The 26,983-nt window shown below is 63.4% G+C and carries 28 protein-coding genes; 15 read left to right on the top strand and 13 right to left on the bottom strand.

Annotated elements, in window-relative coordinates; all coding sequences use genetic code 11:
* Positions 1-126: 126 nt before the first annotated feature.
* The 3 genes from AC3IR3_RS14670 to grxD are packed head-to-tail and all read right to left on the bottom strand — an operon-like array spanning position 127 to position 1,854.
* Positions 127-723 carry a YhgN family NAAT transporter gene (locus tag AC3IR3_RS14670; protein ID WP_132143644.1) on the bottom strand — a complete coding sequence of 199 codons (597 nt, stop codon included), beginning with the start codon at positions 721-723 and terminating at the stop codon, positions 127-129.
* A 37-nt stretch (positions 724-760) separates the two neighbouring features.
* Positions 761-1,534 carry an SDR family NAD(P)-dependent oxidoreductase gene (locus tag AC3IR3_RS14675; protein ID WP_489193178.1) on the bottom strand — a complete coding sequence of 258 codons (774 nt, stop codon included), beginning with the start codon at positions 1,532-1,534 and terminating at the stop codon, positions 761-763.
* A complete protein-coding gene (gene grxD, locus AC3IR3_RS14680) occupies positions 1,531-1,854 on the bottom strand; it encodes a Grx4 family monothiol glutaredoxin (protein ID WP_489193180.1) in 324 nt (107 codons plus the stop codon). Before grxD ends, AC3IR3_RS14675 begins: the two co-directional genes overlap by 4 nt.
* A gap of 106 nt (positions 1,855-1,960) precedes the next feature.
* Between grxD and AC3IR3_RS14685 the strand changes: the two genes are divergently transcribed.
* Complete coding sequence (locus AC3IR3_RS14685) at positions 1,961-2,539, top strand: superoxide dismutase (RefSeq protein WP_489193181.1); 579 nt, start codon at positions 1,961-1,963, stop codon at positions 2,537-2,539.
* Positions 2,540-3,239: 700 nt separating this feature from the next.
* Here the strand turns inward: AC3IR3_RS14685 and AC3IR3_RS14690 are convergent.
* Complete coding sequence (locus tag AC3IR3_RS14690; protein ID WP_489196938.1) at positions 3,240-4,340, bottom strand: 5-(carboxyamino)imidazole ribonucleotide synthase; 1,101 nt, start codon at positions 4,338-4,340, stop codon at positions 3,240-3,242.
* Positions 4,341-4,390: 50 nt separating this feature from the next.
* Positions 4,391-4,906, bottom strand: coding sequence for a 5-(carboxyamino)imidazole ribonucleotide mutase (gene purE / locus AC3IR3_RS14695; RefSeq protein WP_489193183.1), 516 nt, complete (start codon positions 4,904-4,906; stop codon positions 4,391-4,393).
* 71 nt (positions 4,907-4,977) lie between these two features.
* Here purE and AC3IR3_RS14700 point away from each other — a divergent pair, with 71 nt between their 5' ends.
* The 4 genes from AC3IR3_RS14700 to AC3IR3_RS14715 all read left to right on the top strand — a co-directional run bounded on the left by AC3IR3_RS14700 (position 4,978) and on the right by AC3IR3_RS14715 (position 8,972).
* Complete coding sequence (locus tag AC3IR3_RS14700) at positions 4,978-5,268, top strand: Trm112 family protein (protein ID WP_489193185.1); 291 nt, start codon at positions 4,978-4,980, stop codon at positions 5,266-5,268.
* Between the two features lie 77 nt (positions 5,269-5,345).
* Complete coding sequence (locus AC3IR3_RS14705; RefSeq protein ID WP_489193186.1) at positions 5,346-7,643, top strand: DUF1631 domain-containing protein; 2,298 nt, start codon at positions 5,346-5,348, stop codon at positions 7,641-7,643.
* Entirely contained in the window at positions 7,640-8,515 is an 876-nt protein-coding gene (nadC, locus tag AC3IR3_RS14710; RefSeq protein WP_489193187.1) for a carboxylating nicotinate-nucleotide diphosphorylase, read from the top strand. Before AC3IR3_RS14705 ends, nadC begins: the two co-directional genes overlap by 4 nt.
* A gap of 49 nt (positions 8,516-8,564) precedes the next feature.
* Positions 8,565-8,972, top strand: a complete 408-nt coding sequence (locus tag AC3IR3_RS14715; RefSeq protein ID WP_489193189.1) for a DUF3301 domain-containing protein — start codon at positions 8,565-8,567, stop codon at positions 8,970-8,972.
* Positions 8,973-9,123: 151 nt separating this feature from the next.
* Here the strand turns inward: AC3IR3_RS14715 and AC3IR3_RS14720 are convergent, their stop codons facing one another.
* The 5 genes from AC3IR3_RS14720 to petA all read right to left on the bottom strand — a co-directional run bounded on the left by AC3IR3_RS14720 (position 9,124) and on the right by petA (position 13,048).
* Positions 9,124-9,573 carry a ClpXP protease specificity-enhancing factor gene (locus AC3IR3_RS14720; RefSeq protein ID WP_489193191.1) on the bottom strand — a complete coding sequence of 150 codons (450 nt, stop codon included), beginning with the start codon at positions 9,571-9,573 and terminating at the stop codon, positions 9,124-9,126.
* A gap of 139 nt (positions 9,574-9,712) precedes the next feature.
* Positions 9,713-10,339 (bottom strand): glutathione S-transferase N-terminal domain-containing protein, encoded by a 627-nt coding sequence (locus AC3IR3_RS14725; protein WP_489193192.1) that lies wholly within the window; start codon positions 10,337-10,339, stop codon positions 9,713-9,715.
* A 69-nt stretch (positions 10,340-10,408) separates the two neighbouring features.
* Positions 10,409-11,155 carry a cytochrome c1 gene (locus AC3IR3_RS14730; RefSeq protein WP_489193193.1) on the bottom strand — a complete coding sequence of 249 codons (747 nt, stop codon included), beginning with the start codon at positions 11,153-11,155 and terminating at the stop codon, positions 10,409-10,411.
* Positions 11,148-12,449 carry a cytochrome b gene (locus tag AC3IR3_RS14735; RefSeq protein ID WP_132143668.1) on the bottom strand — a complete coding sequence of 434 codons (1,302 nt, stop codon included), beginning with the start codon at positions 12,447-12,449 and terminating at the stop codon, positions 11,148-11,150. Before AC3IR3_RS14735 ends, AC3IR3_RS14730 begins: the two co-directional genes overlap by 8 nt.
* Positions 12,449-13,048, bottom strand: coding sequence for a ubiquinol-cytochrome c reductase iron-sulfur subunit (gene petA / locus AC3IR3_RS14740; RefSeq protein WP_132143670.1), 600 nt, complete (start codon positions 13,046-13,048; stop codon positions 12,449-12,451). Before petA ends, AC3IR3_RS14735 begins: the two co-directional genes overlap by 1 nt.
* Before the next feature lie 197 nt (positions 13,049-13,245).
* On the opposite strand from petA, the gene AC3IR3_RS14745 reads away from it, so the two are divergent.
* Positions 13,246-14,415: a S1C family serine protease gene (locus AC3IR3_RS14745; RefSeq protein WP_489193194.1), complete on the top strand. Its 1,170-nt coding sequence runs from the start codon at positions 13,246-13,248 to the stop codon at positions 14,413-14,415.
* 215 nt (positions 14,416-14,630) lie between these two features.
* On the opposite strand, the gene AC3IR3_RS14750 is transcribed toward AC3IR3_RS14745, so the two are convergent.
* Positions 14,631-15,656, bottom strand: coding sequence for a lytic transglycosylase domain-containing protein (locus tag AC3IR3_RS14750; RefSeq protein WP_489193195.1), 1,026 nt, complete (start codon positions 15,654-15,656; stop codon positions 14,631-14,633).
* Between the two features lie 272 nt (positions 15,657-15,928).
* Between AC3IR3_RS14750 and miaB the strand changes: the two genes are divergently transcribed.
* The 4 genes from miaB to ybeY are packed head-to-tail and all read left to right on the top strand — an operon-like array spanning position 15,929 to position 19,216.
* Entirely contained in the window at positions 15,929-17,281 is a 1,353-nt protein-coding gene (miaB, locus tag AC3IR3_RS14755; RefSeq protein WP_489193196.1) for a tRNA (N6-isopentenyl adenosine(37)-C2)-methylthiotransferase MiaB, read from the top strand.
* Positions 17,278-17,772, top strand: coding sequence for a GNAT family N-acetyltransferase (locus AC3IR3_RS14760; protein ID WP_489193198.1), 495 nt, complete (start codon positions 17,278-17,280; stop codon positions 17,770-17,772). Before miaB ends, AC3IR3_RS14760 begins: the two co-directional genes overlap by 4 nt.
* Positions 17,769-18,755 (top strand): PhoH family protein, encoded by a 987-nt coding sequence (locus AC3IR3_RS14765; protein ID WP_489193200.1) that lies wholly within the window; start codon positions 17,769-17,771, stop codon positions 18,753-18,755. The genes AC3IR3_RS14760 and AC3IR3_RS14765 overlap by 4 nt, the downstream gene beginning before the upstream one ends.
* Positions 18,752-19,216 (top strand): rRNA maturation RNase YbeY, encoded by a 465-nt coding sequence (gene ybeY / locus AC3IR3_RS14770; RefSeq protein ID WP_489193201.1) that lies wholly within the window; start codon positions 18,752-18,754, stop codon positions 19,214-19,216. The genes AC3IR3_RS14765 and ybeY overlap by 4 nt, the downstream gene beginning before the upstream one ends.
* A gap of 72 nt (positions 19,217-19,288) precedes the next feature.
* On the opposite strand, the gene AC3IR3_RS14775 is transcribed toward ybeY, so the two are convergent.
* On the bottom strand, positions 19,289-20,074 hold the full coding sequence (locus AC3IR3_RS14775; protein WP_489193202.1) for a class I SAM-dependent methyltransferase: 786 nt from the start codon (positions 20,072-20,074) through the stop codon (positions 19,289-19,291).
* 365 nt (positions 20,075-20,439) lie between these two features.
* On the opposite strand from AC3IR3_RS14775, the gene AC3IR3_RS14780 reads away from it, so the two are divergent.
* The 5 genes from AC3IR3_RS14780 to AC3IR3_RS14800 all read left to right on the top strand — a co-directional run bounded on the left by AC3IR3_RS14780 (position 20,440) and on the right by AC3IR3_RS14800 (position 25,533).
* A complete protein-coding gene (locus tag AC3IR3_RS14780; protein ID WP_132143680.1) occupies positions 20,440-21,291 on the top strand; it encodes a CorC family transporter in 852 nt (283 codons plus the stop codon).
* A gap of 11 nt (positions 21,292-21,302) precedes the next feature.
* Positions 21,303-22,502 carry a lipoprotein N-acyltransferase Lnb domain-containing protein gene (locus tag AC3IR3_RS14785; protein ID WP_489193204.1) on the top strand — a complete coding sequence of 400 codons (1,200 nt, stop codon included), beginning with the start codon at positions 21,303-21,305 and terminating at the stop codon, positions 22,500-22,502.
* A gap of 54 nt (positions 22,503-22,556) precedes the next feature.
* Positions 22,557-23,576, top strand: coding sequence for a magnesium and cobalt transport protein CorA (locus AC3IR3_RS14790; RefSeq protein ID WP_489193206.1), 1,020 nt, complete (start codon positions 22,557-22,559; stop codon positions 23,574-23,576).
* Positions 23,577-23,784: 208 nt separating this feature from the next.
* A complete protein-coding gene (locus AC3IR3_RS14795; RefSeq protein ID WP_489193208.1) occupies positions 23,785-24,423 on the top strand; it encodes a hypothetical protein in 639 nt (212 codons plus the stop codon).
* A gap of 201 nt (positions 24,424-24,624) precedes the next feature.
* Positions 24,625-25,533, top strand: coding sequence for a methylglyoxal synthase (locus tag AC3IR3_RS14800; RefSeq protein WP_489196939.1), 909 nt, complete (start codon positions 24,625-24,627; stop codon positions 25,531-25,533).
* Positions 25,534-26,411: 878 nt separating this feature from the next.
* Here AC3IR3_RS14800 and AC3IR3_RS14805 read toward each other — a convergent pair.
* Positions 26,412-26,888, bottom strand: coding sequence for a hypothetical protein (locus tag AC3IR3_RS14805; protein WP_489193209.1), 477 nt, complete (start codon positions 26,886-26,888; stop codon positions 26,412-26,414).
* Positions 26,889-26,983 lie beyond the last annotated feature (95 nt).

Genomic DNA, 26,983 nt, shown 5'->3' on the forward strand with positions numbered 1-26,983 from the left:
TCGCAGGTTCAGACAACCTCCCCGCCGCGCGGCCCTTCCCGGCCACTCCCCGGCATGCTGCTGCCCAATTATGACAGCAAGGTGATCGTTAGGGGCCGGATGAGGTCGAAGGGGCCGAAAAGGCCATCAGACCCCGGTATGCAGGTAAGCGGACAGCCCGGTCAGGAACATCTGCACGGATAGCGCGATCAGGAGCATGCCCATCAGGCGCTCCATGGCCGTGAGCACGCTCTCGCCCAGCCATTTGAACAGATAGGTAGAACTAAGCAGGATCACCGCCGTGGCCAGCCACGCCAGGAACAGCGCCATCCCCCACTCGGCCGTGCGTCCGGGCTGCGAATTGGTCAGCAGCAGCAACGCCGCCATGGCCGATGGCCCGGCCACGCCGGGGATCGCCATGGGCACGATAAAGGGCTCGCCCTCGCCCGGCTTGCCAAACACGCCGCCATCGACAGGCGGAAACACCATCCGGATACCGATAAGGAAAAGCACAATGCCGCCGGCGATGCTTACCGACTCCTGCCGCAGTTGCAGCAACTTGAGGATGTACTGACCGCCGAGCAGAAACGCCACCAGCACGAACAATGCGATCAGCAGCTCGCGCACCATGACCTTGCGGCGCCGCTGCGGGGGCACGTCCTTCAGCAGAGCCAGGAACAACGGGATATTGCCCAGCGGATCCATGATCAGGAACAGCAGGATTCCTGCGGACAACGTGGTCATCTGCGCTTCCATGGAATGTTTCCTCCTTCAGGGATGCTCAGTGGGCGTCGCGCAGGGTGAGGATGCTGCCGCGAGCGGCGGCACCCCCGGCGGACAGCAGCCACACCGCCGCCTCGGCGGCCTCGGTCGGCTGCGGCTTCTGCAAGGTGTCCTCGCCGTAATAAGCGGAGCGGCGCAACGACGTGCGCATCGGCATGGGCAGCAGCGCGTGGATGCGCAGGGTGCCTTTGCCATTCTCCGCGTGCAGGATCGTGGCCATGCGTTCGAGGCCGGCCTTCGACACGCCGTAAGCACCCCAGTGCGCGCGCGACACCAGATCCGCGTCGTCGAGCACGAAGACGACAGCGCTGTCCGGCGCCGCATTGAGCAGCGGCATGCATGCCTGGGTAAGCGCGAACGGTGCCGATACATTGACCTGCATGGCACGCAGCCAGTCGTCCGGCTTGTGCATGGCGATGGGCGTCAGCTCGTTGAAATGCGCGGCGGCATGCACGATGCCGTCGAGCCTGCCCAGGTCCGCTTCGATGCCATCGGCCAGTGCGGCATAGTCGGCCGGCGTCGCGCTTTCCAGATCCAGCGGATGGATCACCGGTTGCGGGCCACCCAGCGCGACGAGTTCGTCATACAGCTTTTCGAGCGAACGCAGCTTGCGCCCGGAGATCACCACGGTGGCGCCCGCGCGTACCGCGACACGTGCCACTTCGCCGCCAAGACCGCCCGTTACGCCGGTAACCAGGATCACGCGACCGCTCAGCGAATCCGCCGCGGGCGCGAACCCCGACGGCAGACGCGAGGACACAAGCCCGCTCACGAATCCTGCTCCGACACATCGGCCGCCATGCGTTTCAGCTCGCCCGCCTTGTGTAAATCCTCGATGATGTCGCACCCGCCGATCAGTTCACCCTGGATGAACAATTGGGGGAAGGTCGGCCAGTTCGAATACTGCGGCAGGCTGGCGCGGATCTGCGGCTCTTCCAGCACGTTGACCGCGAAGAAGGCCGCACCGGCGGCTTCCAGAGCCTGGACGGCGCGGCTGGAGAATCCGCACATGGGGAACGCCGGCGTGCCCTTCATGAAAAGAACGATGGGATGATCTTTCATGATGCGCTTGATTTGATCGACAACGTCCATAGCTCAAATTCATCATTAGAATGCTGATAGTCCCGTAGTGTAGCAGTGAGCGCAGCCGCGCCCTGCTTCGCTTATTCAACCCCAGCCAACGCTAAGGAGTCCCCTGATGGCGATCGAGCTTCCCCCGCTTCCCTATGAAAAGAACGCCCTCGAGCCGCATATTTCGGCCGAGACGCTCGAGTACCACTACGGCAAGCATCATCAGGCGTATGTGACCAATCTCAACAACCTCATCAAGGGTACGGAGTTCGAGAACGCCGACCTCGTCGACATCGTGAAGAAGTCGTCGGGCGGTATTTTCAACAACGCGGCCCAGGTCTGGAACCACACGTTCTACTGGAATTCGATGTCGCCCAAGTCGACGGGTGCCCCCAGCGGCAAGCTGGCCGATGCCATCGACAAGGCCTTCGGTTCGTTCGACAAGTTCAAGGAAGAATTCACCAAGAGCGCCGTCGGCAACTTCGGCTCCGGCTGGACCTGGCTGGTGCAGCGCCCGGATGGCTCGCTCGGCATCGTCAACACGTCGAACGCCGCCACGCCGATCACCGGCAGCGACAAGCCGCTGTTCACCGCCGACGTGTGGGAACACGCTTACTACATCGACTACCGCAACGCCCGTCCGAAGTATCTGGAGGCGTTCTGGAACCTGGTCAACTGGGAATTCGCGGCCGGCAATCTGGCCTGATTCCAAAAAAAGGGCGGCCTTGGCCGCCCTTTTTTTCGGCTCTTCGCGCATTAGCGAGGATGGATTGACTGTCTCGTCGAGCTTCGGATGAAGACAGCCGCCTCACGCTCGTGCGTTTGGGAGGCCGCGACCGGGTTGGCCCTTGGGGCCTTCGGCGCCGTCCCTGCGGGAGCGGGCCGTAGCGCCGCTTTCGCTCCAACTAGTCATCGCGGCCCTCGGCTAAGGCGGCCCCAAGGACCAACCCGGCCACGGCACCGTCGACGGCGGCTTGCTGAAAGAAGAGCGCGAGGCGAGCACGTGACGGAACCGAACCGGATGCGGCCATGAGGGGTCCTGCGTCACGCGCTGCTTTCCCCCACGTCACCGCAACATCCGGAAGAGCCGTCGGCCACCGCCCTCGACGCGACTTGCGGAACCGAGCGCGGCGGGCGGACAAGGCCCGAAGGGGGCGGACCAGGACGGTCCGCCGTTTTCGCTGAGGCAGGAGCCGAATCGAAAACCCCCGCCCGCCGCGCGGGCGCGACGGGGCGCAGCCATTAAAACACCAGCCGCGCAGCGGCTATCCCTTCCCGAGCGACGGTGAAGCCGGAGCGTCGAGGGCGGTGGCCGACGGCTCTTCGCGAAGCGTCCAAGTGCTACGGCGAAAGCGATGGCGAAGCCGAGCCCTCCGCCGATAATGCGTGAAGAAAAAACACGCCGCTCACCCCAGCAGTTCAACGGCCGGCCGTGCCTGCTCTTCCCGCCCCAGCGCCCCGGCAATACTCACCAGCCGCTCGCGCAGCGAGCCGGCATCCGGCGCGCAAATCGTCGCGTGCCCCACCTTCCGGCCAACGCGCGCTTCCTTGCCGTAGTCGTGCCAGTGACCGTCGACTGCCTCCAGCACCGGACGCGCATCGGGCATGTCGCCGATCCAGTTGAACATCGCCGCGCAGCCGCGCGCGCCCGTATCGCCCAGCGGCATGCCGAGTACGGCGCGAATGTGATTTTCGAACTGGCTGGTATGCGCGCCTTCGATGGTCCAGTGCCCCGAGTTATGCACTCGCGGCGCCATTTCGTTGCCCAGCAGTTCGCCATTGCGGACGAAAAGCTCCAGCGCGAAAACGCCAACGTAGTTCAGACGCTCGGCCAGCGTCCGCGCATGGGCGGTCGCGGCTTCGTGCAGCGCGTCGGACGTATCGGGCGCCGGTGCCAGGCTAAGCGACAGCACGCCGTCGGTATGCCAGTTGCGCGTCAGCGGCCAGATGCGGAATTCGCCATCGCGTCCACGCACCGCCACGACGGAAAGCTCCCTCTCGAACGGCACAAAGGCTTCCAGAATCAGTCCATGGGCCGCCGCGGGCGCGCCCAGCGCTTCCCATGCGGCATCGGCGTCCGCCGCCGAACGCAGCCGGAACTGCCCTTTGCCGTCATAGCCCAGGCGTCGCGTCTTCAGAATGGCCGGCGCACCGACAGCAGCCAGGGCGTGGTCAAGGTCTTCGCGGGTATCCACCGGCATGAATTCCGGCGTATTCAGGCCGCATTCGCGGAAAAGCGTCTTTTCGGCGAGGCGGTCCTGCGCGATCGCCAATGCCTGCGGCGCCGGGAATACGCCGACCTGGCTAGCCAACCGCTCGGCCGTCTCGGCCGGCACGTTCTCGAAATCGAAGGTCACGACATCGACCCGCGAGGCGAAGTCGGCCAGCGCCGCATCGTCGTTCCAGTCGGCGACCAGCAACCGGGTCACCTGACCGGCGCAGGCATCCGCCGAACTGTCGACGACCAGCGTACGCACCCCGAGCGGCGCGGCGGCGATGCTGAGCATGCGGGCCAGTTGGCCGCCGCCCAGAATGCCCACCACGGGAAGGCGGCGGGTCACTTGCGCGGGTCCGGGTTGTCCAGCACGGTCTGGGTCTGCTCGTCGCGGAACGCGTCGAGCGCGGCGGCAACTGCGGGATCGTGCAGGGCGAGCACCGAGGCCGCCATCAGGGCGGCGTTGATCGCGCCAGCCCTGCCGATAGCCAGCGTACCTACGGGCACGCCCGCCGGCATCTGGGCGATCGACAGCAGGGAATCCATGCCGTTCAGCGCCTTGGACTGCACCGGTACACCGAAAACCGGAAGACGGGTCTTGGCCGAGATCATGCCCGGCAGGTGGGCTGCCCCGCCCGCGCCGGCGATGATGACCTGGACTCCCCGGCCGATCGCGGTATCCGCGTAGTCGAAGAGCAGGTCCGGCGTCCGGTGCGCCGAGACGACGCGAACCTCGTGCACGATGCCCAGCCGGGTCAGGGTGGCGGAGGCATGCTCCATCGTTTCCCAGTCCGAACGCGAACCCATTACCACGCCGACACGCGGTGCCGTCGCCTCGTCTGCTGCATTGGAAGTCATGGCCGGAGCACCCAAAAATCGCTATTGTAAGGACATTCCCGGCTACAGGCATGGGCTAGACAGCCCGCACTATGGACAAGCGTCTCCTCGACATCCTCTGCTGCCCAGTCAGCAAGCGCCCCCTGCGCCCCCTGACGACCTCCGAACTCGAATCCCTCAACGCCGCCATTCGCGCCGGTTCCGTCGATACGGTGGCGGGCGAACGTGTCGTCGAAGCACTGGGCGAAGGTCTGGTAACCACCGATGTGAAAGTGATCTATCGTGTGGACGACGGTATTCCTGTCATGCTGCCCGAGCAGGGTATCGGCACCACCCAGCTCAATGGCTTTCCATCGGCCGCGGGTGTTGCACAGAATCCGTGACCGTGGTCACAACTGAAGTTCGAACTGCCCGGACAATGAGTTTCCGGGCGGGGGCCAAGCGAAATCCAGGGTGAGCGATGAGTAACGCCAGCGAGCCGTCCAACGTCGTTGACCTGAGCCAGCGGCTCGACCCGCGGAGCGAGCGCGTGGGCGCTCTCCTCGTCACCGTTCGCGGCATCGCCACCAAGCGGCTGCACGCGCTTGCCAGCAACATGTTCGAGAACATCGACGACGCCCTGTTCGACCTGGCAGAAAAAGCCGAGAACAACGCGGCCCAGACCCAGTTCTTCGACGGCATGCGCGAAGTTCGCAAAAAGCGGGCAATCGTCGAGCGTACCTTCCTCGGCCAGGTCGCCCGCGATCTGGCCGACTTCTCTACCGGCCGCCTGCGCAGCACGGATGGCGACGGCTCCTCGCGTCCGCCCGCGAATGTCGAACTCAGCCTCGTCGGCGAGAGCGAACTGGAAGAAACGCTGGCCATCACCAGCATGATCGGCAAGAACGAGTCGCGCCTGGCGCGCGCCCTTTTCGCCGTGAATCAACGCCTGTCCGTCATCTGCGGCGGCAATCGCATGGACGACGCCACGAACCCGGTGGGTCCGGCATCGCTGGCCAACGCGTTCAAGCAGGCCATGCGCGAACTGACCGTCGAGGTCCGTGTCCGCCTCATCATCTACAAGCTCTTCGATCGCTATGTGCTTGCCGGCATCGACGAGCTCTACGACGACATCAATAACGAACTGGCGAACGCCGGTGTCTTGCCGCAGCTGCGGCACGAAGTGGCCGGTCGACGCACCGACGCGCCGACATCCAGCTCCGTAGCGCCCGGCGAAGTTCGCCCTGTCGCGGCTGCCGGTGCCGATCATGGCGCGCCCGTTACCGACGCGGCCGCCGCCGAATTCCTGCAGTCGCTGCATGCGCTGTTCATCGCGCGCCGCGGTGCGATGCACGATGGCCTCGCTGCCGCGGCCCCGGTGCCGACGGGCCCGATGCCCAGTGCAGCGGAACTGCTCGGCGCACTGACTCTGCTGCAAAGCCAGATCGCCAGCCTGCCGCTCGCGAGCGGGCCGATCGTGACGCAGGCCGACGTCTCGCGGGACGTTGCCCACCTGAAGGAACAATTGCTCACGCAGATCGGCCAGTTGCGCGGCCAGAGCTCCGCCCAGGTATCGGGCGTGGACGAGGACACCATCGATCTGGTGGGCATGCTCTTCGAGTTCATCCTCGAGGATCACAACCTGCCCGCCGAAATGCAGGTCCTGCTTGCACGTCTGCAGATCCCTTATCTCAAGGTCGCCCTGCTCGACCGGCGCATGTTCGCGCACAAGTCGCATCCGGCACGGCAACTGCTCGACGCCCTGGCGGATGCCGCCAAGGGCTGGTCCACCGAATCCGATCGCGATGGGCGCCTGTTCGACAAGACGAAATCCATCGTCGAACAGTTGCTGCACGACTTCGACGACGATGTCGACATCTTCAATCGCCTGGCCACCGAGCTTCAGGAATTCCTCGACGTCAGCCGCCGCCGTGCGGAACTGGCCGAACAGCGCGTCGCCGAATCCACCCGCGGCCGCGAGAAACTGGAGCAGGCGCGTCGCCGCGCCGCACAGGAAATCGTCGGCCGCATTGGCGAGGAGTCGCTGCCGCCGCTGATCTACGGCGTACTGACTCGCGCCTGGGCCAACTACATCGTCCTCACCCTGCTCCGCCAAGGCGAGGACTCCAACGAATTCCGCGAATCGCTGCGCTTTATCGCCGACTTCATCGCCAGCGCACGCCCGGCTCACGATGCGGCCGACCGCCGCGAACTTCGCCTGATGCTGCCCGGCATCGAGCGTTCGCTACGCAAGGGACTCGCCAGCGTCGCGTTCCAGGATGCCGATACCGAACAGCTCCTCGGCCAATTGCACGCTTTCTACCGGCAGCAGTTGGGCGAAACGGCCACCGAAGCCGACTCCGAAACGATCATCGCCAGCGTCATGCCGCTGCCCGAGGCCATTGCCGCCATCGACGTACCCGTCGTCGAACCGGTCGAGGAAGACGAAGCCGACACGCTGTCCGATGAAGCCTTCGACGAACGCTATCTCGCCCAGGCCCGCGAACTGAAGGTCGGCCAATGGCTGGAATTCGTCGCCGAGGACGGTACGGCCGAACGCGCCAAGCTTTCGTGGCTCAGCCCGATCAGCGGGCGCTATCTTTTCGTCAATCGCCGCGGCCTCAAGGTCGCGGACCACAGCCTTGCCGGCCTTGCCGCCGCTTTCGGCTCGGGCGCGGCACGGGTACTCGACTCGTCGCTGCTCTTCGATCGCGCGATGGATGCCATCGTCGAACGTCTGCGCAAGCCCGAACCCGCTCCGGAATCGACTACCGAATGACCGTAAGCAATGTCTCCTCACTGGCGGACGCCCTGCCTTCCGCCGCGCAGATCCATGCCGACGTCGAGCGAGCCCTCGCCGAAGATATCGGTAGCGGCGACGCCACCGCCGACCTGCTGCCGGCCGACGGCCGCGCCACCGCCGTACTTACCTGCCGCGAAAACGCGGTGCTGGCCGGCACGGCTTGGTTCGATGCCTGCTTTCGTCAGCTGGACCCGTCCGTACGCGTGACCTGGAACGCCGTCGATGGCGACCGCGTGCCCGCGGGGAGCCGCCTTTGCGAACTCCACGGACTGGCCCGTGCGCTGGTTACGGCCGAGCGCTCCGCCCTGAATTTTCTGCAACTGCTATCGGCGACGGCCACCGTGACGGCGCGTTACGTCGACACCCTCGCCGGTACGCGCACCCGCATACTCGATACGCGCAAGACGCTGCCTGGCCTGCGTCTCGCACAGAAGTACGCCGTGCGCTGCGGTGGCGGGGTCAATCATCGCGTCGGCCTGTTCGATGCGATGCTGGTCAAGGAAAACCATATCGCCGCAGCGGGCGGCATCGCGGCCGCCGTGCGCATCGGCCGGCAGAAACATCCCGGCCTGCTGCTGGAAGTGGAAGTCGAAAACCACGCGGAACTCGAAGAAGCGCTGGCCGCCGGCGTCGACCGCGTGATGCTGGACAACTTCACGCCGTCCCAGCTCATGGAGGCCGTACGCTTCGTCGACGGACGCGTGTCGCTGGAGGTTTCCGGCAACGTGGAAATCGATACCATCCGCGCCATTGCCGACACGGGTGTCGATTTCATCTCCAGCGGCGCCCTGACCAAGCATGTCCGGGCCATCGATCTGTCGCTTCGACTTAGCATGGACGCTCGATAACGCGAGCTGTGCCCTTGCGACGCGTCGCCGGCGACCACACACTCGAGTCATGACTTCCTTCACCGACCTGTTCTGGCTACTGCTGCTCGGCGGCATCATCGGCGCGTGGATGAAGCTCACCCGGGCCCGCGAGGTAGCCGCTCGCGAAGCACTGGCACTATGTCAGCGCCACGGCCTGCAGTTACTGGACCAGAGCGTCGGCCTGCGCGGCATCCGGCTACGGCGATTCGGCGACGAGCGTCGACTGGAACGCTGTTACGGCTTCGAAGTCAGCGGCGACGGGCAGACGCGCGAGGTTGCGCGGCTATGGATGTCCCAGGGTGTCGTGACGGGCTTCAGCCTGCCCACGCGGGACACCCGCGAGCTGGAATCGGTAGTGGCGACGCAAACGAGTCTGAGCGGGCCACAGGAGAGCAATGTGGTGTCGCTGGCCGACAGGCGTCAGACGCGGCATTAAGACCGTAGATCCGAAGTCAATTGCCGAAGAAGTCCACGGATTCACAAGCGTGGCTCTTTAACTTCTCTGTGGGAGCGCGCCTGCGCGCTCCCACAGAGAAGTTAAAGAGCCACGCCGCACCCGGAGAGCGGCGTAAGCCGGCTTTGCCGGCTTACTTCACCACCCGCAAATGCGGTGCGCCACGCTTCGGACGGTCATCGTCGCCACCGGTCTGCGGCGGCTCGGCATCTTCGGACGACTCCACGGCACTGGCCGCAATCGGGTCCGCTTCGTCGGCGGGGAACATCATGCCCTGCCCGTTTTCCTGCGCATAAAGCGCAAGAACGGCCACGATGGGAATCGTGATCGTTTGGCTGACGCCCGAGAAACGCGCCTGAAAACTGATGCGATCGTTCCCCAGGTCGAGGTTGGCTACCGCGCGCATGGCCAGATTCAACACCACCTGCCCGTTCTTGATGACATGCGACGGCACCTTCACACCCGGCTGCCCCGCATCGACCAGTACGTACGGGGTGAGGCCGTTATCGCTGATCCAGTCGTAGATGGCGCGCAGCAGGTAGGGGCGGTTGGAGGTCATACCCGGGGTTTCGTTCGTATCCATGCTACCTGTCCTCGTCTTTCCCGCCGGTCGGTCGGGCGCACCCGTACCCCGGCAGGGCAAGGTCTCTGGGACGAGAGTGTATGCGATACGCCGCACAGGGGCTACGCAAAGGGCCAGGAACGCCTTGAAAACAGCGTCCCTACAGGTCCCGCATCGTCCGCTCTTCGGCGGTCAGGCTGCGTGCGAAACCCTGGCTGTGAAACAACCTTTCGCCGTAATCCATGATGGGCTTGCCCTCTTTGCCGAGGTCGACCTTCAACCACGGAAGCCGCCACACGACCGGCGCCACCAGGCAGTCGATCAGGCTCATTTCCGGATTCAGGAAGAATTTCGACGCCTTGAACAGCGGCAGAGCCATCAGCAGGTGCTCACGCAGCCTCTTTCGGCCAGCGTCGGCCGGCTTGCCGCCCGCACGGACGACATCGATCTCGGGCAGCCAGTCGCTTTCGATACGCAACGCCGCGATACGCAGACGCGCCCGCGACAGCGGATCGATCGGCATCAGCGGCGGATGCGGATAGCGCTCGTCGAGGTATTCGCACACCACGGACGGGCCGTAGAGCGTGAGATCGCGGTCCACCAGCGTCGGCAGCGTACCGTAGGGATTGAGGTCGAGCAGATCGGCCGGACGCTCGTCCGGAGCAACCACGATGCGATCGTAGGTAACGCCCTTAGCGGCGAGAACCAGACGCGTACGGTGACTCTGTACATCGTCTGCTGTGGTGTACAGCGCCAACACTGTACGCGAACGTGCGCTTTGAACCATGGCGTCGATCTCCCTCCCCAGCCGGCCGCACAAACGAAACGGGGCGGCATTGCGCCGCCCCGTGATCAATCAATGTACATCTTTCCAGTACTCATGCTTCAACAGATAAGCAAGGAAAGTAAAGCCCGCAAGGAAGAGCAGCACCCAGACGCCGATGGACTGGCGCTCCAGGGCCGCTGGTTCCGCGGCGTATTCGAGGAACGTCGTCAGGTCGCGTGTTGCTCCCCGGAACTGTTCCGGGGTCATGCGACCGGGCTGCGACAGCTCGAGCTTCTCGATCGAGGCGTCGTGACCGGGCGTGGCTTCGGAATGCACCGCGACCTGAATGCCCTGCAGTTCCCACAGCGGGTTCGGCATGGATGCGTTCGGGAACACCGTGTTGTTCCAGCCCACCGGCCGGGTCGGGTCCACGTAGAACGAGTTCAGATAGTTGTAGATCCAGTCCACGCCCTTGGCGCGAGCTTCCAGCGAAAGATCCGGTGGATCCTTGCCGAACCACGACTTCGCCGACTCGGCCGGCATATGCGAAATGACCGGCTCGCCGAACTTCGCGCCCGTGAAGTTGAGGTTGTTCATCACCTCGTCTTCGCTGAGGCCGAGGTCGCTGGCCATACGCGAATAGCGCACGTACTTCAGCGAATGGCAGCCCACGCAGTAGTTGAAGAACAACTTGGCGCCACGCTGCAGCGACGCTTTGTCGCTGACGTTGGTGCCGGCGGTCGGGAGTTCCGCGCCGCCTTCGTTGGCCAGAGCCGATACGGAGCCGACCAGAAGGCCGAACGCCAGGGCGATAGAGGAAAAATACCGCTTAGTCATGCGTCGTCACCCGTTCCGGAACCGGCTTCGTCTTTTCGAAACCGAAGTGCGTATACACCCACAGGAAGATAAAGAAGCCGAAGTAGCCCAGGACCATCAGGCGACCGAAGGCGTTCTCCCACGTCGTGACGTCGGCGCTCGGGAACCATTCCGGGATCAGTTCGGCCGTGACGCCCGCGCCCACCATGCCCAGGGCAAGGAAGGAAACGACCAGCACGCCGAGCGCGATACGGAAGCCCAGGCCACGGTAACGCACCGAACGCACTTCACCGCGATCGAGCCACGGCAGCAGCGCCAGCAGCAGGATCGCGCCGAACATGCCCAGCACGCCCCAGATCGCCGTGCCGAAATAGGACGGGATCATGCGCAGGATCGCGTAGAACGGCGTGAAGTACCACGACGGCTTGATGTGGCTTGGCGTAACGAGATTGTTCGCCGGCGTGAAGTTGTCGTGCTCGAGGAACCAGCCACCGAACGTCGGCGCGAAGAAGATGATGAACGCGGCGATCATCAGGAAGAAGCCGACGCCCACGAGATCCTTCACGGTGTAGTACGGGTGGAACGGGATGCCGTCGGCCGGCTTGTTCGCGTCCCAGCGATTGCCCTTCGGGCCATGCTTGACGTCGTTGCCGTCCGGATTGTTCGAGCCCACTTCATGCAGCGCCGCGATATGCAGCACCACCAGCAGAAGCAGCACGAGCGGCAGCGCGATGACGTGCAGTGCGAAGAAGCGGTTCAGCGTCGCATCGGCGGGCAGGAAGTCGCCCATGATCCATTCCACCAGCGCGTGGCCGATGTACGGAATGGTGCCGAACAGCGAGATGATGACCTTCGCGCCCCAGAAGGACATGTTGCCCCACGGCAGCACGTAGCCCATGAAGGCTTCCGCCATCAGGACCAGGAAGATCAGCATGCCGAGGATCCACACGAGTTCGCGCGGACGCTTGAACGAGCCGTACATGATGCCGCGGAACATATGCAGGAACACGACGACGAAGAACAGCGACGCGCCCGTGGAGTGCATGTAGCGGATCAGCCAGCCCCATTCCACGTCACGCATGATGTACTCGACCGAGTTGAACGCTTCGAGCGCGCTGGTCTTGTAATTCATCGTGAGGAAGATGCCGGTCACGATCTGGTTGACGAGAACCAGGATCGCCAGCGAACCGAAGTAGTACCAGAGGTTGAAGTTCTTCGGTGCGTAGTATTCGGTCATGTGCGCGCGGTACATGGGCATGAGGCCCGGTGCGCGCTCGGTGAACCAGTTGCCCAGACGGGCCATTGCCTTAGCCATCAGCCGGCCTCCTGCGGATCGACACCGATCTGGATGTGGGTGTCATCGACGAAGTGGTACGGCGGCACCGGCAGGTTCTTCGGCGCGGGAACGCCGCTGAACACGCGGCCGGCCAGGTCGTAACGCGACTTGTGGCACGGGCAATAGAAACCGCCCTTCCAGTTGGCGTCGAACGGTTCGGGCTTGATGTCGGGCACGAAGTCGGGCACGCAACCCAGGTGGGTACACAGACCGATCACCACCAGCCACTCGGGCTTGAGGGAGCGGACTTCGTTCTGCGCGTACTTCGGCTGCTGGTCGGGGTCAGTCGACTTCGGGTCGAGGAGCCGGGGTTCGAGACCCGGCAGCTGGGCCAGCTGGTCCTTGGTACGGTTGACCACGAACACAGGCAGGCTGCGCCACGCGAAGGTCACCTTCTGGCCGGCCTCGATGGCACTGATGTCGACCGTGACGGGTGCACCCGCCGCCTTCGCCCGCGCACTGGGCTCCCACGACTTGATAAAAGGCACGACCGCCGCGACAACTCCCACACCACCAACCACTGCTGTGGTTGCTGTGAGGAAGCGACGGCGACCATGATCGACGACTTCGTTCGCCATCAGGCTCTCCGGAACTTATGCCATTGAGATGCGGAAGCACTCCCCTTCGCTTACCGCATGCGAATTCGGCTACCGCAAAAATCGCGTTAGTGTAGCGTCAGCCCCCGCGACGTACAATAAAACTGAACGTCACCCCCAGTCGACCGCGGCTCGTGCTGGCGCCGCGACTCGCGACCATGGACTCCAAAGCTTCCACGATGAATTACGCCGCCCGCACGCTAGCCTTCGTTGCCCGCTTCGTCGTCCTCGGACTGGCCGTCGCCTTCATCGTCGGACTTTTCTGGCCGGGCAGCGGCTCGGTGCTTCGCTCGCACCTCCCTTCCGTACGCCCCCTGGCGGTGGCGCCCGTGCCCGACGGCCCCGCGTCGTATGCCGACGCCGTAGCCAAGGCCGCGCCCTCGGTCGTCAACATCTATGCGAACAAAATGGTCACCGAGCAGCCGCGCGAGCTGTACTCCGACCCGGTCCTGCAACGTATCTTCAGCGTACCCACCGGCCCGGCGCGTACGCGTCGCCAGCAGAACCTGGGCTCGGGCGTCATCGTCAAGGAGGATGGCTACGTCCTGACCAACAACCACGTCATCGCCAACGCCGACGACATCCAGGTGTTGCTCTATGACGGGCGCGTCGCCAAGGCGCAGGTGGTCGGATCGGACGAAGAAACCGATCTGGCGGTGCTGCGCGTCGATGCCGGCAACCTGCCGGCCATCCCCATGTCCGAGGAAGGCGTCAAGCCACGCGTGGGCGACGTCGTGCTCGCCATCGGCAACCCCTTCGGTATCGGCCAGACGGTAACCATGGGCATCGTCAGCGCCATTGGCCGGCAGCTGAACCTGTCAAGCCTGGAGAACTTCATCCAGACCGATGCGGCCATCAATTTCGGCAATTCGGGCGGCGCGCTGGTCAATGCGCACGGTGAACTGGTCGGCATCAACACGTCGCTGATCGGTCAGGCCGTTGGCGCGGAAGGTATTGGCTTCGCCATCCCGGTCAGCAGCGCCCGCGAGGTCCTCGACCAGATCGTGCAGACGGGCCATGTCGTCCGCGGATGGATCGGCGCCGACTATGGCGCCATCAGCATATCGGCGGACAGCGGCCTGCCCTCGGCGGCTCGCGGCGTCGTGGTCAACGAAGTATCCCCGGGCGGCCCCGCCGCGCGCGCGGGCATCCAGCCGCGCGACGTCCTGCTGAAGCTGGGAAGCGAAGACATCCTCGACGCGTCCGACCTGCGCCGCCACGAGGCCTCGCTGAAGCCGGGCACGGCCGTGGAGGTTTCCGGGCTGCGCAACGGCGCTCATTTCACGGCCAGCATCACCCCGACCCAGCGCCCGCCGACACCGATGCAGCCGCTGCGGAAGGTGCCGTAGGTACAGCGGCTCTCTGTCTAGCTAGCTCTCTGTGGGAGCGCGCTTGCGCGCGAAAGCCAACGGAGCGAGGAAGCCGGATACTCACATTCGCGAGCCCGATCTACGGGCTGCGGATGCCACCCTCCGCATCGCCGCTCCGTTGGCTTTCGCGCGCAAGCGCGCTCCCACAGAGAGCTAGCTAGACAGAGAGCCGGACGCCCCCAAGCTATGCCTGCTCAGGCCCCGCGATCGGCCAGCGGCACATTGCCGGACGCCGGCTGCGAGGCCTTGATCGAATCGCCGTAGCGCTTGCGCAACTGCCCTACGCGCTCGACGTAAACCCGGGTTTCGTCGTACGGCGGCACGCCGTTGTACTTCTGCACGGCGCCCGGCCCCGCGTTATACGCCGCCGCCGCCAGCTTCTCGTTGCCGTTGAAGTTCTTCAGCAACAGCGCGAGATAGCGCGCGCCGCCGCGAATATTCTGGCTGGCATCGAAGGCATCCAGGACGCCCATATCCCGCGCGGTCCCCGGAATCAGCTGCATCAACCCCTGCGCGCCCTTGATCGACAGCGCACGCGGATTGAATGCGCTCTCGGCATGGATGATGGCCCGCAGCAGTGCCTCGTCCACGCCGAACTCGCCGCTGGCGGAATGGATGGCATCGCCATACGCCGTCAGATTCAGCGCGACGCTGTTCCAGTTGATCGGCGAATGCAGGTCGCAGGCCGCGCAGGTGGCGATATAGGTGAAGAGCATCGTGACCGCATGCCCTTTCGCCCCACCCGGCGGGACGTTGGTGTATTCGACGCCGCCGTCCGCACGATCGACGCGATAAACCGCACCGCGCAGGACCCGCGACCCTTTCGCCGGTAAGGAGGCATCGGCCACGTCGGGCAGCGGCGCGGCGCCGGGAGCGGATTCCTTGTAGTCCCACTGGCCTTTCCGCACGGGAGCCACCGGAACGGCCTCGGGCTTATCGATCTTTGCGGACGCCGGAACAGATGCGGTAACGGGGGCGTCGACGGAGGCCGTGACGCCGGCGAAACTCGCGGCAGCTGGATTCTCGACGGAAGCCGTAACGCCAACGAGACTTGCAACAGGCGCGGCAGCAACGGCAACGGGCTTCTTTGCGGGCCGGGCCGGGCCAGTACCGCCGATACGCTTACAGTCCTTAAAACCGTCGACGTGCCCGGTAAATACCGTTTCGCCGCTAGCGCCGGCACAGCGATAGAGCGCCTCGGCCGAAACGGGCGCGGCCACGAGCCCCGCCAGCAAGACGCAGCCATACGCGGCCCTGATCAGGACCGTCGCGAAAATCGGGAAACAACGGGCATTGCGGCCGGCGCATTCCCCTGAGCGTGCGGCTTGGACCATGGGCGCGAGTGTGCCCGAGCCCCTGCCCCCTGCCAAGTGTTCCAGGTCGCAAAACAGAGCCCAAGTCATTGATTGGTCGAGGCGCCTGTGGTCAGCGTCCGGCAGCCGGCGTAAACTGCGCGGTTCGACGTGTCTCACGCATCCCGGTAAAAAAGCCCATGAGCGGCAAGCTTTTCATCAAGACCCACGGTTGCCAGATGAACGAGTACGACTCGGCCAAGATGGCCGACGTACTCAAGGCGTCGCACGGCCTCGAACTCACGCAGGACGAGTCCGAAGCCGACGTCATCCTCATCAATACCTGCTCCATTCGCGAAAAGGCGCAGGAAAAGGTCTTCAGCCAGCTCGGTCGCTGGAAAGAACACAAGCGCGGCGGCAAGCCGGTGCTGATCGGCGTGGGTGGCTGCGTGGCGTCGCAGGAAGGCGATTCCATCCTCAAGCGCGCGCCGTACGTGGACCTGGTATTCGGCCCGCAAACACTGCATCGCCTGCCCCAGATGATCGAAGCCATCCGCGCCAGCGGCAAGGCGCAGGTCGATATCAGCTTTCCGGAAATCGAGAAGTTCGACCGTCTGCCCGAGCCGCGCGCCGAAGGCCCGACCGCCTTCGTCTCGATCATGGAAGGCTGCTCGAAGTACTGCTCGTACTGCGTCGTGCCCTATACGCGCGGCGAAGAACTCAGCCGTCCGTTCGACGACGTCATCGTGGAAGTGGCCCAGCTCGCCGAACAGGGCGTACGCGAGGTCAACCTGCTGGGCCAGAACGTCAACGCGTATCGCGGCCCCATGCACGACGGCAGCATCGCCGACCTGGCCGTACTGATCCACGCCATCGCGCAGATCGACGGCATCGGCCGCATCCGTTTCACCACCTCGCATCCGCTGGAGTTCTCCGACTCGCTGATCGAGGCTTATGCGAACGTGCCGCAGTTGGCCAACTATCTGCACCTGCCCGTGCAGGCCGGATCGGACCGCATTCTTTCGGCCATGAAGCGCGGCTATACCGCATTCGAATTCAAGCAGCGCATCCGCAAACTGCGCGCCGTGCGTCCGGACATCTGCGTCTCGTCCGACTTCATCGTGGGCTTCCCCGGCGAAAGCGACGAGGATTTCGAGAAGACGATGAAGCTCATCGACGATGTCGGTTTCGACCAGAGCTTCTCCTTCATTTTCTCCTCGCGCCCCGGCACCCCGGCGGCGAATCTGCCGGACGAGACGACGGCCGAGGTCAAGCACGCACGACTGACGCGTCTGCAAGCCGCCATCAACGAGAACGCACGCAAGATCAACGCCGCCATGGTCGGCACCGTGCAGCGCGTACTGGTCGAAAAGCCCAGCCGCAAGGATCCGAACGAAATGACCGGGCGCACCGAAAACATGCGCTACGTGAATTTCCCGGGCCATGCACGCATGATCGGCCAGTTCGTGGACGTCGTCATTACCGAAGCGATGTCGAACTCGCTGCGCGGTCGCGTGCGGCTGGACGACGAGGTCATGGCGCAGGCTTCATGACCGGCGCTACGGCGATTCGCGAAATCGGCGCGGAGGAGTTCGAACGCGCATGGCCGATTTTTTCGGCCGTGATTGCCGGCGGCGACACGTATTCGTATCCGCCGGACCTTAGCCTGGCGCAGGCACGAGACATGTGGACGACCGCACCGGCGCGCTGCTTCTTCGCGGAGCGTGGCGACGACGTGCTCGGCATCTACACCATCCGTCCCAACCAGATCGGCCTTGGCGATCATGTCGCCAACGGCAGTTATATGGTGTCGCCGGAAGCGCGCGGCATGGGCATCGCTTCGGCGATGTGCGAACACTCCCTGGAACAGGCGCGTCGCGCGGGCTTCACGGCGATGCAGTTCAACATCGTGGTCAGCACCAACCGCACCGCCGTACGACTGTGGCAGAAACACGGCTTTACCATCGTGGGCACCGTGCCTGGCGCATTCCGCCACGCGACGCTGGGCCCGACCGACATCTATGTGATGCATCGATACCTATGACCACCAACGGCCTTTCGCAACGCGATTTCACCTTCGAGCCCGAAGACAACACCCGTCTGGCGAATCTCTGCGGCCCGTTCGACGAACACATCCGCCAGATCGAACTGCGCCTGGGTCTGGAAATCGATCATCGCGGCAATCTGTTCCGCGTCATCGCCGACGACGAAGCGGCGCGCGCCGGCGAGCGGGTCATCCGCGCGCTGTACGACGCCACGGAAAACGAAGCACTGACCGGCGCCATCGTGAACCTGCATCTGGCCGAATCCGGCATCGACGCACTGGTGGAACAGGCCGCCGAATCCGCGCAGGACGTCTCGATCAAGGTAAAGCGCGGCGTGATCAAGGGCCGCGGCCCGAACCAGGCGCGCTACCTGCACGCCATCACTACCCACGACATCAACTTCGGCGTGGGCCCTGCCGGCACCGGCAAAACCTATCTGGCCGTTGCCAGCGCCGTCGAAGCACTGGAAGCCAATCGCGTGCAGCGCGTGCTGCTGGTTCGCCCCGCGGTCGAAGCCGGCGAAAAGCTCGGCTTCCTGCCGGGCGATCTCAGCCAGAAAATCGATCCGTATCTGCGCCCGCTGTACGACGCGCTTTACGAGATGGTCGGCTTCGAAAAAGTCGCCAAGCTGATCGAGCGCAACGTCATCGAAATCGCACCGCTGGCCTATATGCGCGGCCGCACCCTCAACGATTCCTACGTCATCCTCGACGAAGCGCAGAACACCACCGTCGAACAGATGAAGATGTTCCTGACCCGTATCGGCTTCGGCTCGGTCGCGGTGATCACGGGCGACGTCTCGCAGGTCGACCTGCCCCGGCATATCCGCTCGGGCCTGCGTCATGCCATCGAAGTGCTGCGTGGCGTGGACGGCATCAGCTTCACCTTCTTCACCTCCCGCGACGTGGTCCGCCATCCGCTGGTGGCGAAGATCGTCCGCGCGTACGAAGCCTTCGAGCAGAACGCCGAGGCGCAGAAGTGAGCGAGCCGGTCGTCGCCGTCGGCTACGCCGTTCCCCGCAAGGGCGTCCCCGCCCCCGCCAGCTTCCGCCGCTGGGTCGCGGCCGCGCTGACCGGCGCGCGCCGGCGCAAGCCGGCCGAGCTGGCCATCCGTATCGTGGACATCGAAGAAGGCCAGGCCCTGAACCTGCAATACCGGGGCCGGGACTACGCCACCAATGTGCTGTCCTTCCCCGCCGACCTGCCGCCGGGCCTGAACCTGCCGCTGATCGGCGATCTGGTTATCTGCGCCCCCGTCGTCGCCCGCGAAGCCGCCGAACAGGGCAAGCCCGAGGCCCATCACTGGGCGCACATGACCATCCATGGGGTACTGCACCTGCTCGGCCACGACCACATCGTGGAAGCCGAGGCCGAGAAAATGGAAGCGCTGGAAACACGCGTGCTGGCAGGCCTGGGCATCCCGGATCCCTACGAAGCCCCCTGACCATCACGGTCGTCGGGCCAACGCGCACCCGACGACCGTCAAGGCACTTCAGTCCGGAAGACGAGGCTCAGTTCACGCCTTCGGCTTGCGGAACTTCAACACGAACTGATCCGTATGACCCCGGATTTCGGGAGCGAATACGAGCAGCTCGTGATTGTCCTTCGGGTTGCCGAGAAGATCGCTGCGGGCCTCCAGAACAAAACCCGCCGCCTGTGCCTGGGCAATGACGGTGGCCGGATCGATCCGGTGCAAGGTCTTTGCGTCCTGCTCGCCCGAACCCGCCTTGGCGACATGGTCGATCACCATATAGATGCCGCCGGGCTTCAACGCCTTGAATGCGGCGGCGTCCATGCTGGCCGATTCTTCGGCACCGCTCGTACCGGCAACGGCGAAGACGCTGACCCCGCCATAGACATCGTGGTAGTTCTGCGAGGTCCAGATAACGTCGAGCGGCTCGTCTCCGCCGATCCGATCGTAAGGGCGAATCACCAGCGTGGTGTTGCCGTATGCGGGGTCGGCAATCAATGCCTTGATATCGTCGAGCTTTTTCGGAACTGCCTGGGCAAAGCTGTCCGGAAAGACCGCGTAAACATGCCCCTTGGGTCCGACGACCTTGCTGAAGATGCGTGTGAAGTAACCGCCGCCCGGGATCAGATCGGCCACCTTGTCGCCAGGCTTGATGCCTGCGAAGGCGATCAGTTCGGCCGGTTTGCGGTCCGGGTCCCGTTTCGTATCGGCCGCCGGCCGCGCATGGTCCGCAACCGCCGCCAATACATAAGCCGGCGGCGCCTGCCCCTCAGCCTGCGCGAGCATGGTGGTTCCAAGGAAGAGACAGCCAGCCAACAAAAGCTTGTTCATGATTGTGTTGCTCCGGAAGCAGGGGCGGGGTGGATTTGTCGCTGGCAGCGAAATCGCCTTACCCCTTGGCGAGGGCTGCTTGCGTATTTCAGTCATTACAAAGTGACATGACCGTGTATTAGCGTTTGCCATTGCAAAGATGCCGGCAAATCCCCTGAGCGCCTCCTTTCGACGGCACCACAAGGCTTCCCGGACGCTATATCGCCCCAGGGAGTCCGCCTCCGCCCCACAGGGGGCCGATAAAGGCCCCAAGGGTCGGACAATGGCCCTCCGCAACGGCCTCGCCGCCCCACCGCCCCTGAACCGTCATCCAAATTCCGCTAGACTGGCCTCCCGCCCGGTTCCGGGCAGCGCATACAAGAGTAATGAACGAGGACCCTGGCAGTACCAGTGGCCCGACTCACCGTTCCTGGTGGGATCGACTGGGCCACATGTTTTCCGGCGAGCCACGCAACCGCGATGAACTGATCGAGGAACTGCGCGCCGCCCAGGCCAACGGCCTGCTTTCCAACGACACCCTGACCATGGTCGAGGGTGCGATCAAGGTAACCGAGCTCAGCGTCGACGATGTCATGGTGCCCCGGGCCCAGATCGTCATGCTTTCCGCCGACGCTCCCCTTTCCGACATCCTTCCCATCGTCGTCGAATCGGGCCACTCCCGTTTCCCCGTGCATGGCGACGACAAGGACGAAATCCTCGGCATCCTGCTTGCCAAGGACATCCTGAAGTACTTCGGCCAGAGCGAAGCCGGCGACGTCCGCGCCCTGCTCCGTCCGGCCGTGCTCATTCCCGAATCCATGCGTCTGAACGTGCTGCTGGCCGAGTTCCGGCTCACTCGCAACCACATGGCGCTGGTGGTCGACGAATACGGCGGCGTGGCCGGTCTGATCACGATCGAAGACGTCCTCGAACAGATCGTCGGCGAAATCGACGACGAGCACGACGACGAGGAAGAACCCATCCTGGTCCACACGCTGGACGACGGTGGTTTCGCCGTGAGCGCGCTCACGCCCATCGCCGACTTCAACGAACACGCCGGCGCCAGCTTCTCCGACGAGGAATTCGATACGGTAGGCGGCATGATCACCTCCGAATTCGGGCACCTGCCGGAAGCCGGCGAGGAAATCGCCGTGGGCGACTTCGTCTTCCGCGTCACCGAAGCCGACGACCGCCGCGTGCAGCAGTTCCACGTGTCGCGCAAGTCCAACGAAAGCTGAGCCACCGCCCGATGCGCCACTTCCTGATCGCCCTGTTGCTGCTGTGCCTTGTGCCGGCAGCCCGCGCCGGCATCGCCGACGCACCCGCCGCTAATCTGGAAGTGTCGCTGCTGACCTACGGGCCGGGCGCGATTTACTGGGAACGCTTCGGCCACGATGCCATCGAGCTGAAAGAAACGGTCAGCGGCGAAGCCGTCGCGTTCAACTACGGTGTCTTCGATTTCGACGAATCGGGTTTCTTCGTCAACTTCGCGCGCGGCCGCATGAGCTACCGCATGGATGCGGAAAACATGGAGTCCGATGTGTCGTTCTATAGCGGCGAAGGACGTAAGGTCACGCGTCAGCGCCTGAATCTGGACGACGCGCAGAAGACGAAGCTCCGTCGCTTCCTGTTCTGGAACATCCAGCCGGAAAACGCGCGCTACAACTACGACTACTACGCGGACAACTGCACCACGCGCGTCCGCGACGCGCTGAACGATGCACTCGACGGCGCACTCGGTCCATCGCTGCAAGAACGCACGGGCGGCATGACGTATCGCGAGCAGACCGCCCGCCTGATGAGCAACGCGCCGGCCCTGATGCTGGCCATGGATCTCGGCCTTGGCCCCTACGCGGACCAGCCGATGAACGCGTGGAAAGAAAGTTTCCTGCCCATGGTGCTGGAAGACGAATTCCGCACCGTGAAACTGCCGAACGGTCAGCCACTGGTGCAGGACGAACAAGTCCTTGCCCCCAACCGCCTCGACCCGCCACCGGAACAGGCGCCCGACCTGCGCTGGCCGCTGCTGCTGGCGGGGCTGGTACTGGCCATCCCGCTGATCCTGCCGGCATTCACCCGCGCTCGCGCCGCGCGCATCGCCTTCGTCACGGCGGGCACGGTCTTCACGGTATTCACCGGCATCGCCGGTGTGGTGATGATCCTGCTATGGGCCGTCACACTGCACCATTCGGCGTGGGCCAATGCCAACCTGTTGCTATATCAGCCGCTGGCCTTCCTGCTGCTGCCCGCGATCTGGCGCATGCGCCGTGTCGACGGCCGCGTGGGCTCGTTCGCGCGCCGCATCCTGCTGCTGTCGGTCGCCGCGGCCGTCGTCGCGTTGCTGGCGCACCTGATCCCGGGCTTCGTCCAGCGCAACATGCCGTGGATCCTCTTCGCCCTGCCCGGCTGGCTCGCGCTGTTCGTCTCGATGCGTCGCGAACCGGCCTGAACGGGTCCGCACGATACGATTGCCCTGTCACATAGGCAGCGTCATCATGCGCGTATGACCTATCCCAATGCGTTGTACGAAACCCAGCCTGCCACCGGCAACGGCATGGTCATCAACTGCGTCGCCTATAGCACCGATGGTCGCCGCATCGGCGACATCAGCATCGACGACATCAGCGACGTACTGAAACAGCCCGACACCTTCGTCTGGATCGGCCTGCACGAACCCGACGAATCCCTGCTGCTGAAACTGCAGGAAGAATTCGACCTGCACGACCTGGCCATCGAAGACGCACAGCACGCCCACCAGCGCACCAAGATCGAAGTCTACGGCGACTCGCTCTTCATCGTCGCGCAGACCGCCCAGGTCGTCGGCGGCAACATCGCCTTCGGCGAAACCCAGATCTTCGTCGGCCAACGCTACTTCGTCACCGTGCGCCACGGCGCGTCGCTGTCCTACGCACCCGCGCGCCGCAGTTGCGAACAGTCGCCCGAACTGCTGGCCATGGGTCCGAGCTACGCGCTGTACGCCGTACTCGACTTCATCGTCGACAACTTCCTGCCCATCGTCCGCGACTTCAGGGAAGAACTGCATAAGCTGGAAAACGACATCTTCGCCGAGACGTACAACCGGCAAACCATCAAACGCCTCTACGACATGCAGCGCGAACTGATGACCTTGCGCCTTGCCGTCGTGCCGCTACAGGACATCGTCGCCCAGCTCGTCCGCCTGCACCCGCACCTTATCCACGACGAACTGCGCGCCTACTTCCGCGACATCTACGACCACGTCTTCCGCGTCAACGAATCCATCAACGCCATGCGCGAAATGATCGGCGCCGCCATCAGCGTCAATCTGGCGCTGGTGACCTTCGGTCAGAACGAAGTCATGAAAAAGCTCGCCGGCTGGGCCGCGATGCTCGCCGCGCCAACGTTGATTACGAGCTGGTACGGCATGAACTTCGTCCACATGCCCGAGCTGGACAAGCCGTGGGCGTATCCGGCGATTACGTGTCTGGTGGCTTGTATCGTCGGCGGCATCTTCATGGCGCTGAAGCGGAATCGCTGGTTTTAGGCAATCCGGCGCACGAAAAGCCGACCTGTTGCCGGAGCTGTCGATGATATTTCGACGCGGGCGAGTCCGACATAGGCGTAAGGCATTCATATAGCGCACGCTCGTTGTGCACAGGTCTTATCGAAGTCCTGCTGGAATATTCCTCGCGCCGATTTCCGGCGCGTCGTGCCCCATCGAGGGGCGCGAATACTCCAGCAAAGGTACTCACATGAATCATCGCCACCTGATCCGCGTTGCGACGCTGGGCCTTGCCGGCATGGCAGGCTTCGGTGTCCATGCCGCCAACGCACCTTCCGCGCTACCCCACTGCCCGCCCGTCGTCGTTCCCGACTATCCCGTGCAATGCGATGTGCCCCTTGGTAATCCCGGTTTCGACACAGGCGATCTGCCGCCCTGGCAGCCCACGCTCGTCAAGGACGGGGCCGGCGAGATGGTGCCGACCCATCCGCGCATTGCATGGGTGGACGGTCAGCCGGCACTGGAGCTTCCCGCATACTTCGACGGGGCAAAGCAGGATATCGAGCTACCCGACCTGTCCGCGACCGGTAACAATAATTCGTCGCTTGTCGTGCGATTCAGGGCCCGCGCCACCGCCCACCTGGAGCAAGGGCTGATGCTCGCACTATTTCGGGATGCCGAGGACTCCGAAGGCATATTTCTCGACACTGAGAAACTCGCTGTCGATAGCGGCTGGACCGAATATACGGTGACGATCAAACCTACGCCGCTACCGGATCACAGGCGCCTTTCCCTGCAACTGATCAATATCGCCAACGATGAACCCGTCCGTGTTTTTGTCGATGATGTATCGCTGACGCAGGACATCGGGACACCGCCCACAAACTAATGGTGTTCGCACCGGGCGCTCCGCGGAAGCGCCCGGTGCTACCTGGCAAGGTTGACGAGACAACACCCACTCCACCACGGAATGGTGACGCCCAACACGCACCTACAACCGAAGGTGTATTCCACGGCACCCACGATCAGCCTAGCGTTGAACGCATGCTCACGCGATGCAACACAAACAGCGCATCAAAGGGTTGGGTCTATGCATCTGGGCCTGGTAGCCAATCATCTGCATCACAGCCATCCGAAGGCGGCACTGTTTCGCTGGCTTCACCGCTGCGAAACAGGCATCCGCGAACTGAACCTTGGATTGCACGCCGTCGGCGGCACGCACGACGCGATCGCTCGCGCAGGATACCTGACCAACTACCCCGCACTACGTCGCTACCCTAGCGGTCATGAAGGCGGATTGGTAAAACTCGTGGCCGGCATAGTAGGGGCCGTCGCGTCCAACGAGGTACTGGACGGTGCGATTTATCTGGTCAATCCGGTCGATGGATCATCGCTTTTCCCCGAAGCACTCGCACTCAAACGCCAATGCATCGTTCACCAGAAACCCTTCCTCTCGACGGTAGCCTCAGCCTGCGACTGGGTGGAAATCGAGCGCATCCGCTCAGGAATGAAACCGGATGATGGCACCGATCCGCTTCACGCCATGCCATCCCAAACAATAGCAATGATTGCCCACGATGCGATGAAAGCGCCGATGATGGCTTTCGCCAACAAGCATTTCGACCTGCTATCCCGCTTCGCCTTCCGCGTTGCTACCGGCACTACCGGCAAGAGCCTCAATGCGCTGGCCCGGAAACACGGTTGGCCAGAGGACGCATCGTGGGTCACATGCTACGAAAGCGGCCCGATGGGTGGCGATGCACAGATCGCCAATCTCATATTCGAACGGCGCTGCCAACGCGTACTTTTTTTCGAGAACCCCCACGTACCACACCAGCACGAGGCCGACATCCAGTTACTGGAACGTGCCGTGGCCGCCACAACCGACGATACGGTATGCATTACCTGCCCCGCCTCGGTCATCCGTTGGGCGGAGGCCGCCGAGCAACGTGCGAGATTGCGTCCGTTATGGGTTGAATACGTCGTCGGCAAAGATTGAGTATCGGTTGTGGCAGGTATCGAATCAGCTGGAATCCGCAGCGACGGTACGCGGCAAGCGACACACAAGTCAGGCCCCGCTTCACCGCTCCGCCAGCTTCCGCCCGCAAGCGAGCCCCTACACAACCCCCACACCCACCCCTCACCGTCGTTCCTGCGCAGGCAGGAACCCAGCGCGATGCACCCGGCTATCGCACCAAAACAACATCGGCTCTTCGACAATCACACACACCAGACACACGTCCGCATTGCGAACCCACCCAAACACCTCAGACTAATCTGAAAATCGCACCGAAATAAAGAAACACTATTGACCCACTACTCGCACACACCGATCCTCACCACGTCGCCACACAACGGCGACCGGGCAGAGCAGCCTGTGTTTTGCAAAAGGCGCGGAAAGGTGCCGTCTCAAACGACACTTTTCCGCGTCGCGTATCGTCACGCCGTCCCCTTACGGCGGGCGTGTCGGGCAAGCTTCGGCTTGGCCGGTTTCCTTTTGCACCGGTACTGCTCTCTCGGCACGCCCGCCACCTCACGGTGGCGGGTCACTCCGAACTGAAAGGATGCAGACATGACAAGCGAAGGAACCGCCGCCGCGCACGCGAGCCGCGAGGCAAGCACGACCATCCCCTGCCCGCTCTGCACAGGCGCTCGTCGTATAGAAGCATCCGAAGCAGATCGGGCCATCGCCGATCGACTGGAAGCGCTACAGGGATTCAGCGATGTCGTCAGACAAGCCGCGCAGTTGATTGCTTCGACCGTCACACAGCTCAGATTTACGAGCGCGCTATCCCCCCATTGTATCCCGCCAGATTCCGAACCATAGACATCGCTCGCGCCACTAACGATTGTGCCAGACTGGCCAACATACAAACTTTAGTTCCGGTCAAAGACAACGTATCGACAGTCGTCGAAATTCAAAAGCGCATATTCCTTACTTCCGTCATCTACGTCGTCACTGCAGTAGCGACATTTAACCAGCGGCAGGACAGTGGATCCATAACGATCAAAGTCGAACAGTTCGACGAGAAAGAACCTCGGTCGAAACTCCTTCATATCAATCGAAACAGGCAGGTGCCATTTCCAGTAGCCATCGTGATCGTCACCGAACATAACTTCGACAATTTCTGTCGGAGGAATCGCTTCAATTTGATACCCGCTGTCCGCTCCATTACTCGTCAACGCATCTTCAATAACCCGGACGACCAGCCCCGAAAAGAGACGCCTGTCAATCTCCTCATAGTCGTCAAGCGGACCGCATTCTCGAAGCGATCCGACGCGTTGACGGAAATACTCGTTCCATATGAACGTTGTTGCTTTCCGGTAGTTTATTAGCGCGTCGGTTATGTCCATGAAGATCAGGCCCTATCAGCTACGTGAAAGCTCAGGATCGGCATGATTTATCAGCGGTAAGCAAATCATGCTGGCCCTTTAGTTGCTTTAGTTGC

The organism is Luteibacter sp. GL_149 (assembly GCF_057834065.1).

What these genes read in the sequence shown, in the direction of transcription:
- AC3IR3_RS14670 (WP_132143644.1), bottom strand. Translation starts at nt 723, where the DNA reads ATGACCACGTTGTCCGCAGGAATCCTGCTGTTCCTGATCATGGATCCG.
- grxD (WP_489193180.1), bottom strand. Translation starts at nt 1,854, where the DNA reads ATGGACGTTGTCGATCAAATCAAGCGCATCATGAAAGATCATCCCATC.
- AC3IR3_RS14685 (WP_489193181.1), top strand. Translation starts at nt 1,961, where the DNA reads ATGGCGATCGAGCTTCCCCCGCTTCCCTATGAAAAGAACGCCCTCGAG.
- AC3IR3_RS14690 (WP_489196938.1), bottom strand. Translation starts at nt 4,340, where the DNA reads ATGCTCAGCATCGCCGCCGCGCCGCTCGGGGTGCGTACGCTGGTCGTC.
- purE (WP_489193183.1), bottom strand. Translation starts at nt 4,906, where the DNA reads ATGACTTCCAATGCAGCAGACGAGGCGACGGCACCGCGTGTCGGCGTG.
- AC3IR3_RS14700 (WP_489193185.1), top strand. Translation starts at nt 4,978, where the DNA reads ATGGACAAGCGTCTCCTCGACATCCTCTGCTGCCCAGTCAGCAAGCGC.
- AC3IR3_RS14705 (WP_489193186.1), top strand. Translation starts at nt 5,346, where the DNA reads ATGAGTAACGCCAGCGAGCCGTCCAACGTCGTTGACCTGAGCCAGCGG.
- nadC (WP_489193187.1), top strand. Translation starts at nt 7,640, where the DNA reads ATGACCGTAAGCAATGTCTCCTCACTGGCGGACGCCCTGCCTTCCGCC.
- AC3IR3_RS14715 (WP_489193189.1), top strand. Translation starts at nt 8,565, where the DNA reads ATGACTTCCTTCACCGACCTGTTCTGGCTACTGCTGCTCGGCGGCATC.
- AC3IR3_RS14720 (WP_489193191.1), bottom strand. Translation starts at nt 9,573, where the DNA reads ATGGATACGAACGAAACCCCGGGTATGACCTCCAACCGCCCCTACCTG.
- AC3IR3_RS14725 (WP_489193192.1), bottom strand. Translation starts at nt 10,339, where the DNA reads ATGGTTCAAAGCGCACGTTCGCGTACAGTGTTGGCGCTGTACACCACA.
- AC3IR3_RS14730 (WP_489193193.1), bottom strand. Translation starts at nt 11,155, where the DNA reads ATGACTAAGCGGTATTTTTCCTCTATCGCCCTGGCGTTCGGCCTTCTG.
- AC3IR3_RS14735 (WP_132143668.1), bottom strand. Translation starts at nt 12,449, where the DNA reads ATGGCTAAGGCAATGGCCCGTCTGGGCAACTGGTTCACCGAGCGCGCA.
- petA (WP_132143670.1), bottom strand. Translation starts at nt 13,048, where the DNA reads ATGGCGAACGAAGTCGTCGATCATGGTCGCCGTCGCTTCCTCACAGCA.
- AC3IR3_RS14745 (WP_489193194.1), top strand. Translation starts at nt 13,246, where the DNA reads ATGAATTACGCCGCCCGCACGCTAGCCTTCGTTGCCCGCTTCGTCGTC.
- miaB (WP_489193196.1), top strand. Translation starts at nt 15,929, where the DNA reads ATGAGCGGCAAGCTTTTCATCAAGACCCACGGTTGCCAGATGAACGAG.
- AC3IR3_RS14760 (WP_489193198.1), top strand. Translation starts at nt 17,278, where the DNA reads ATGACCGGCGCTACGGCGATTCGCGAAATCGGCGCGGAGGAGTTCGAA.
- AC3IR3_RS14765 (WP_489193200.1), top strand. Translation starts at nt 17,769, where the DNA reads ATGACCACCAACGGCCTTTCGCAACGCGATTTCACCTTCGAGCCCGAA.
- AC3IR3_RS14775 (WP_489193202.1), bottom strand. Translation starts at nt 20,074, where the DNA reads ATGAACAAGCTTTTGTTGGCTGGCTGTCTCTTCCTTGGAACCACCATG.
- AC3IR3_RS14780 (WP_132143680.1), top strand. Translation starts at nt 20,440, where the DNA reads ATGAACGAGGACCCTGGCAGTACCAGTGGCCCGACTCACCGTTCCTGG.
- AC3IR3_RS14785 (WP_489193204.1), top strand. Translation starts at nt 21,303, where the DNA reads ATGCGCCACTTCCTGATCGCCCTGTTGCTGCTGTGCCTTGTGCCGGCA.
- AC3IR3_RS14790 (WP_489193206.1), top strand. Translation starts at nt 22,557, where the DNA reads ATGACCTATCCCAATGCGTTGTACGAAACCCAGCCTGCCACCGGCAAC.
- AC3IR3_RS14795 (WP_489193208.1), top strand. Translation starts at nt 23,785, where the DNA reads ATGAATCATCGCCACCTGATCCGCGTTGCGACGCTGGGCCTTGCCGGC.
- AC3IR3_RS14800 (WP_489196939.1), top strand. Translation starts at nt 24,625, where the DNA reads ATGCATCTGGGCCTGGTAGCCAATCATCTGCATCACAGCCATCCGAAG.
- AC3IR3_RS14805 (WP_489193209.1), bottom strand. Translation starts at nt 26,888, where the DNA reads ATGGACATAACCGACGCGCTAATAAACTACCGGAAAGCAACAACGTTC.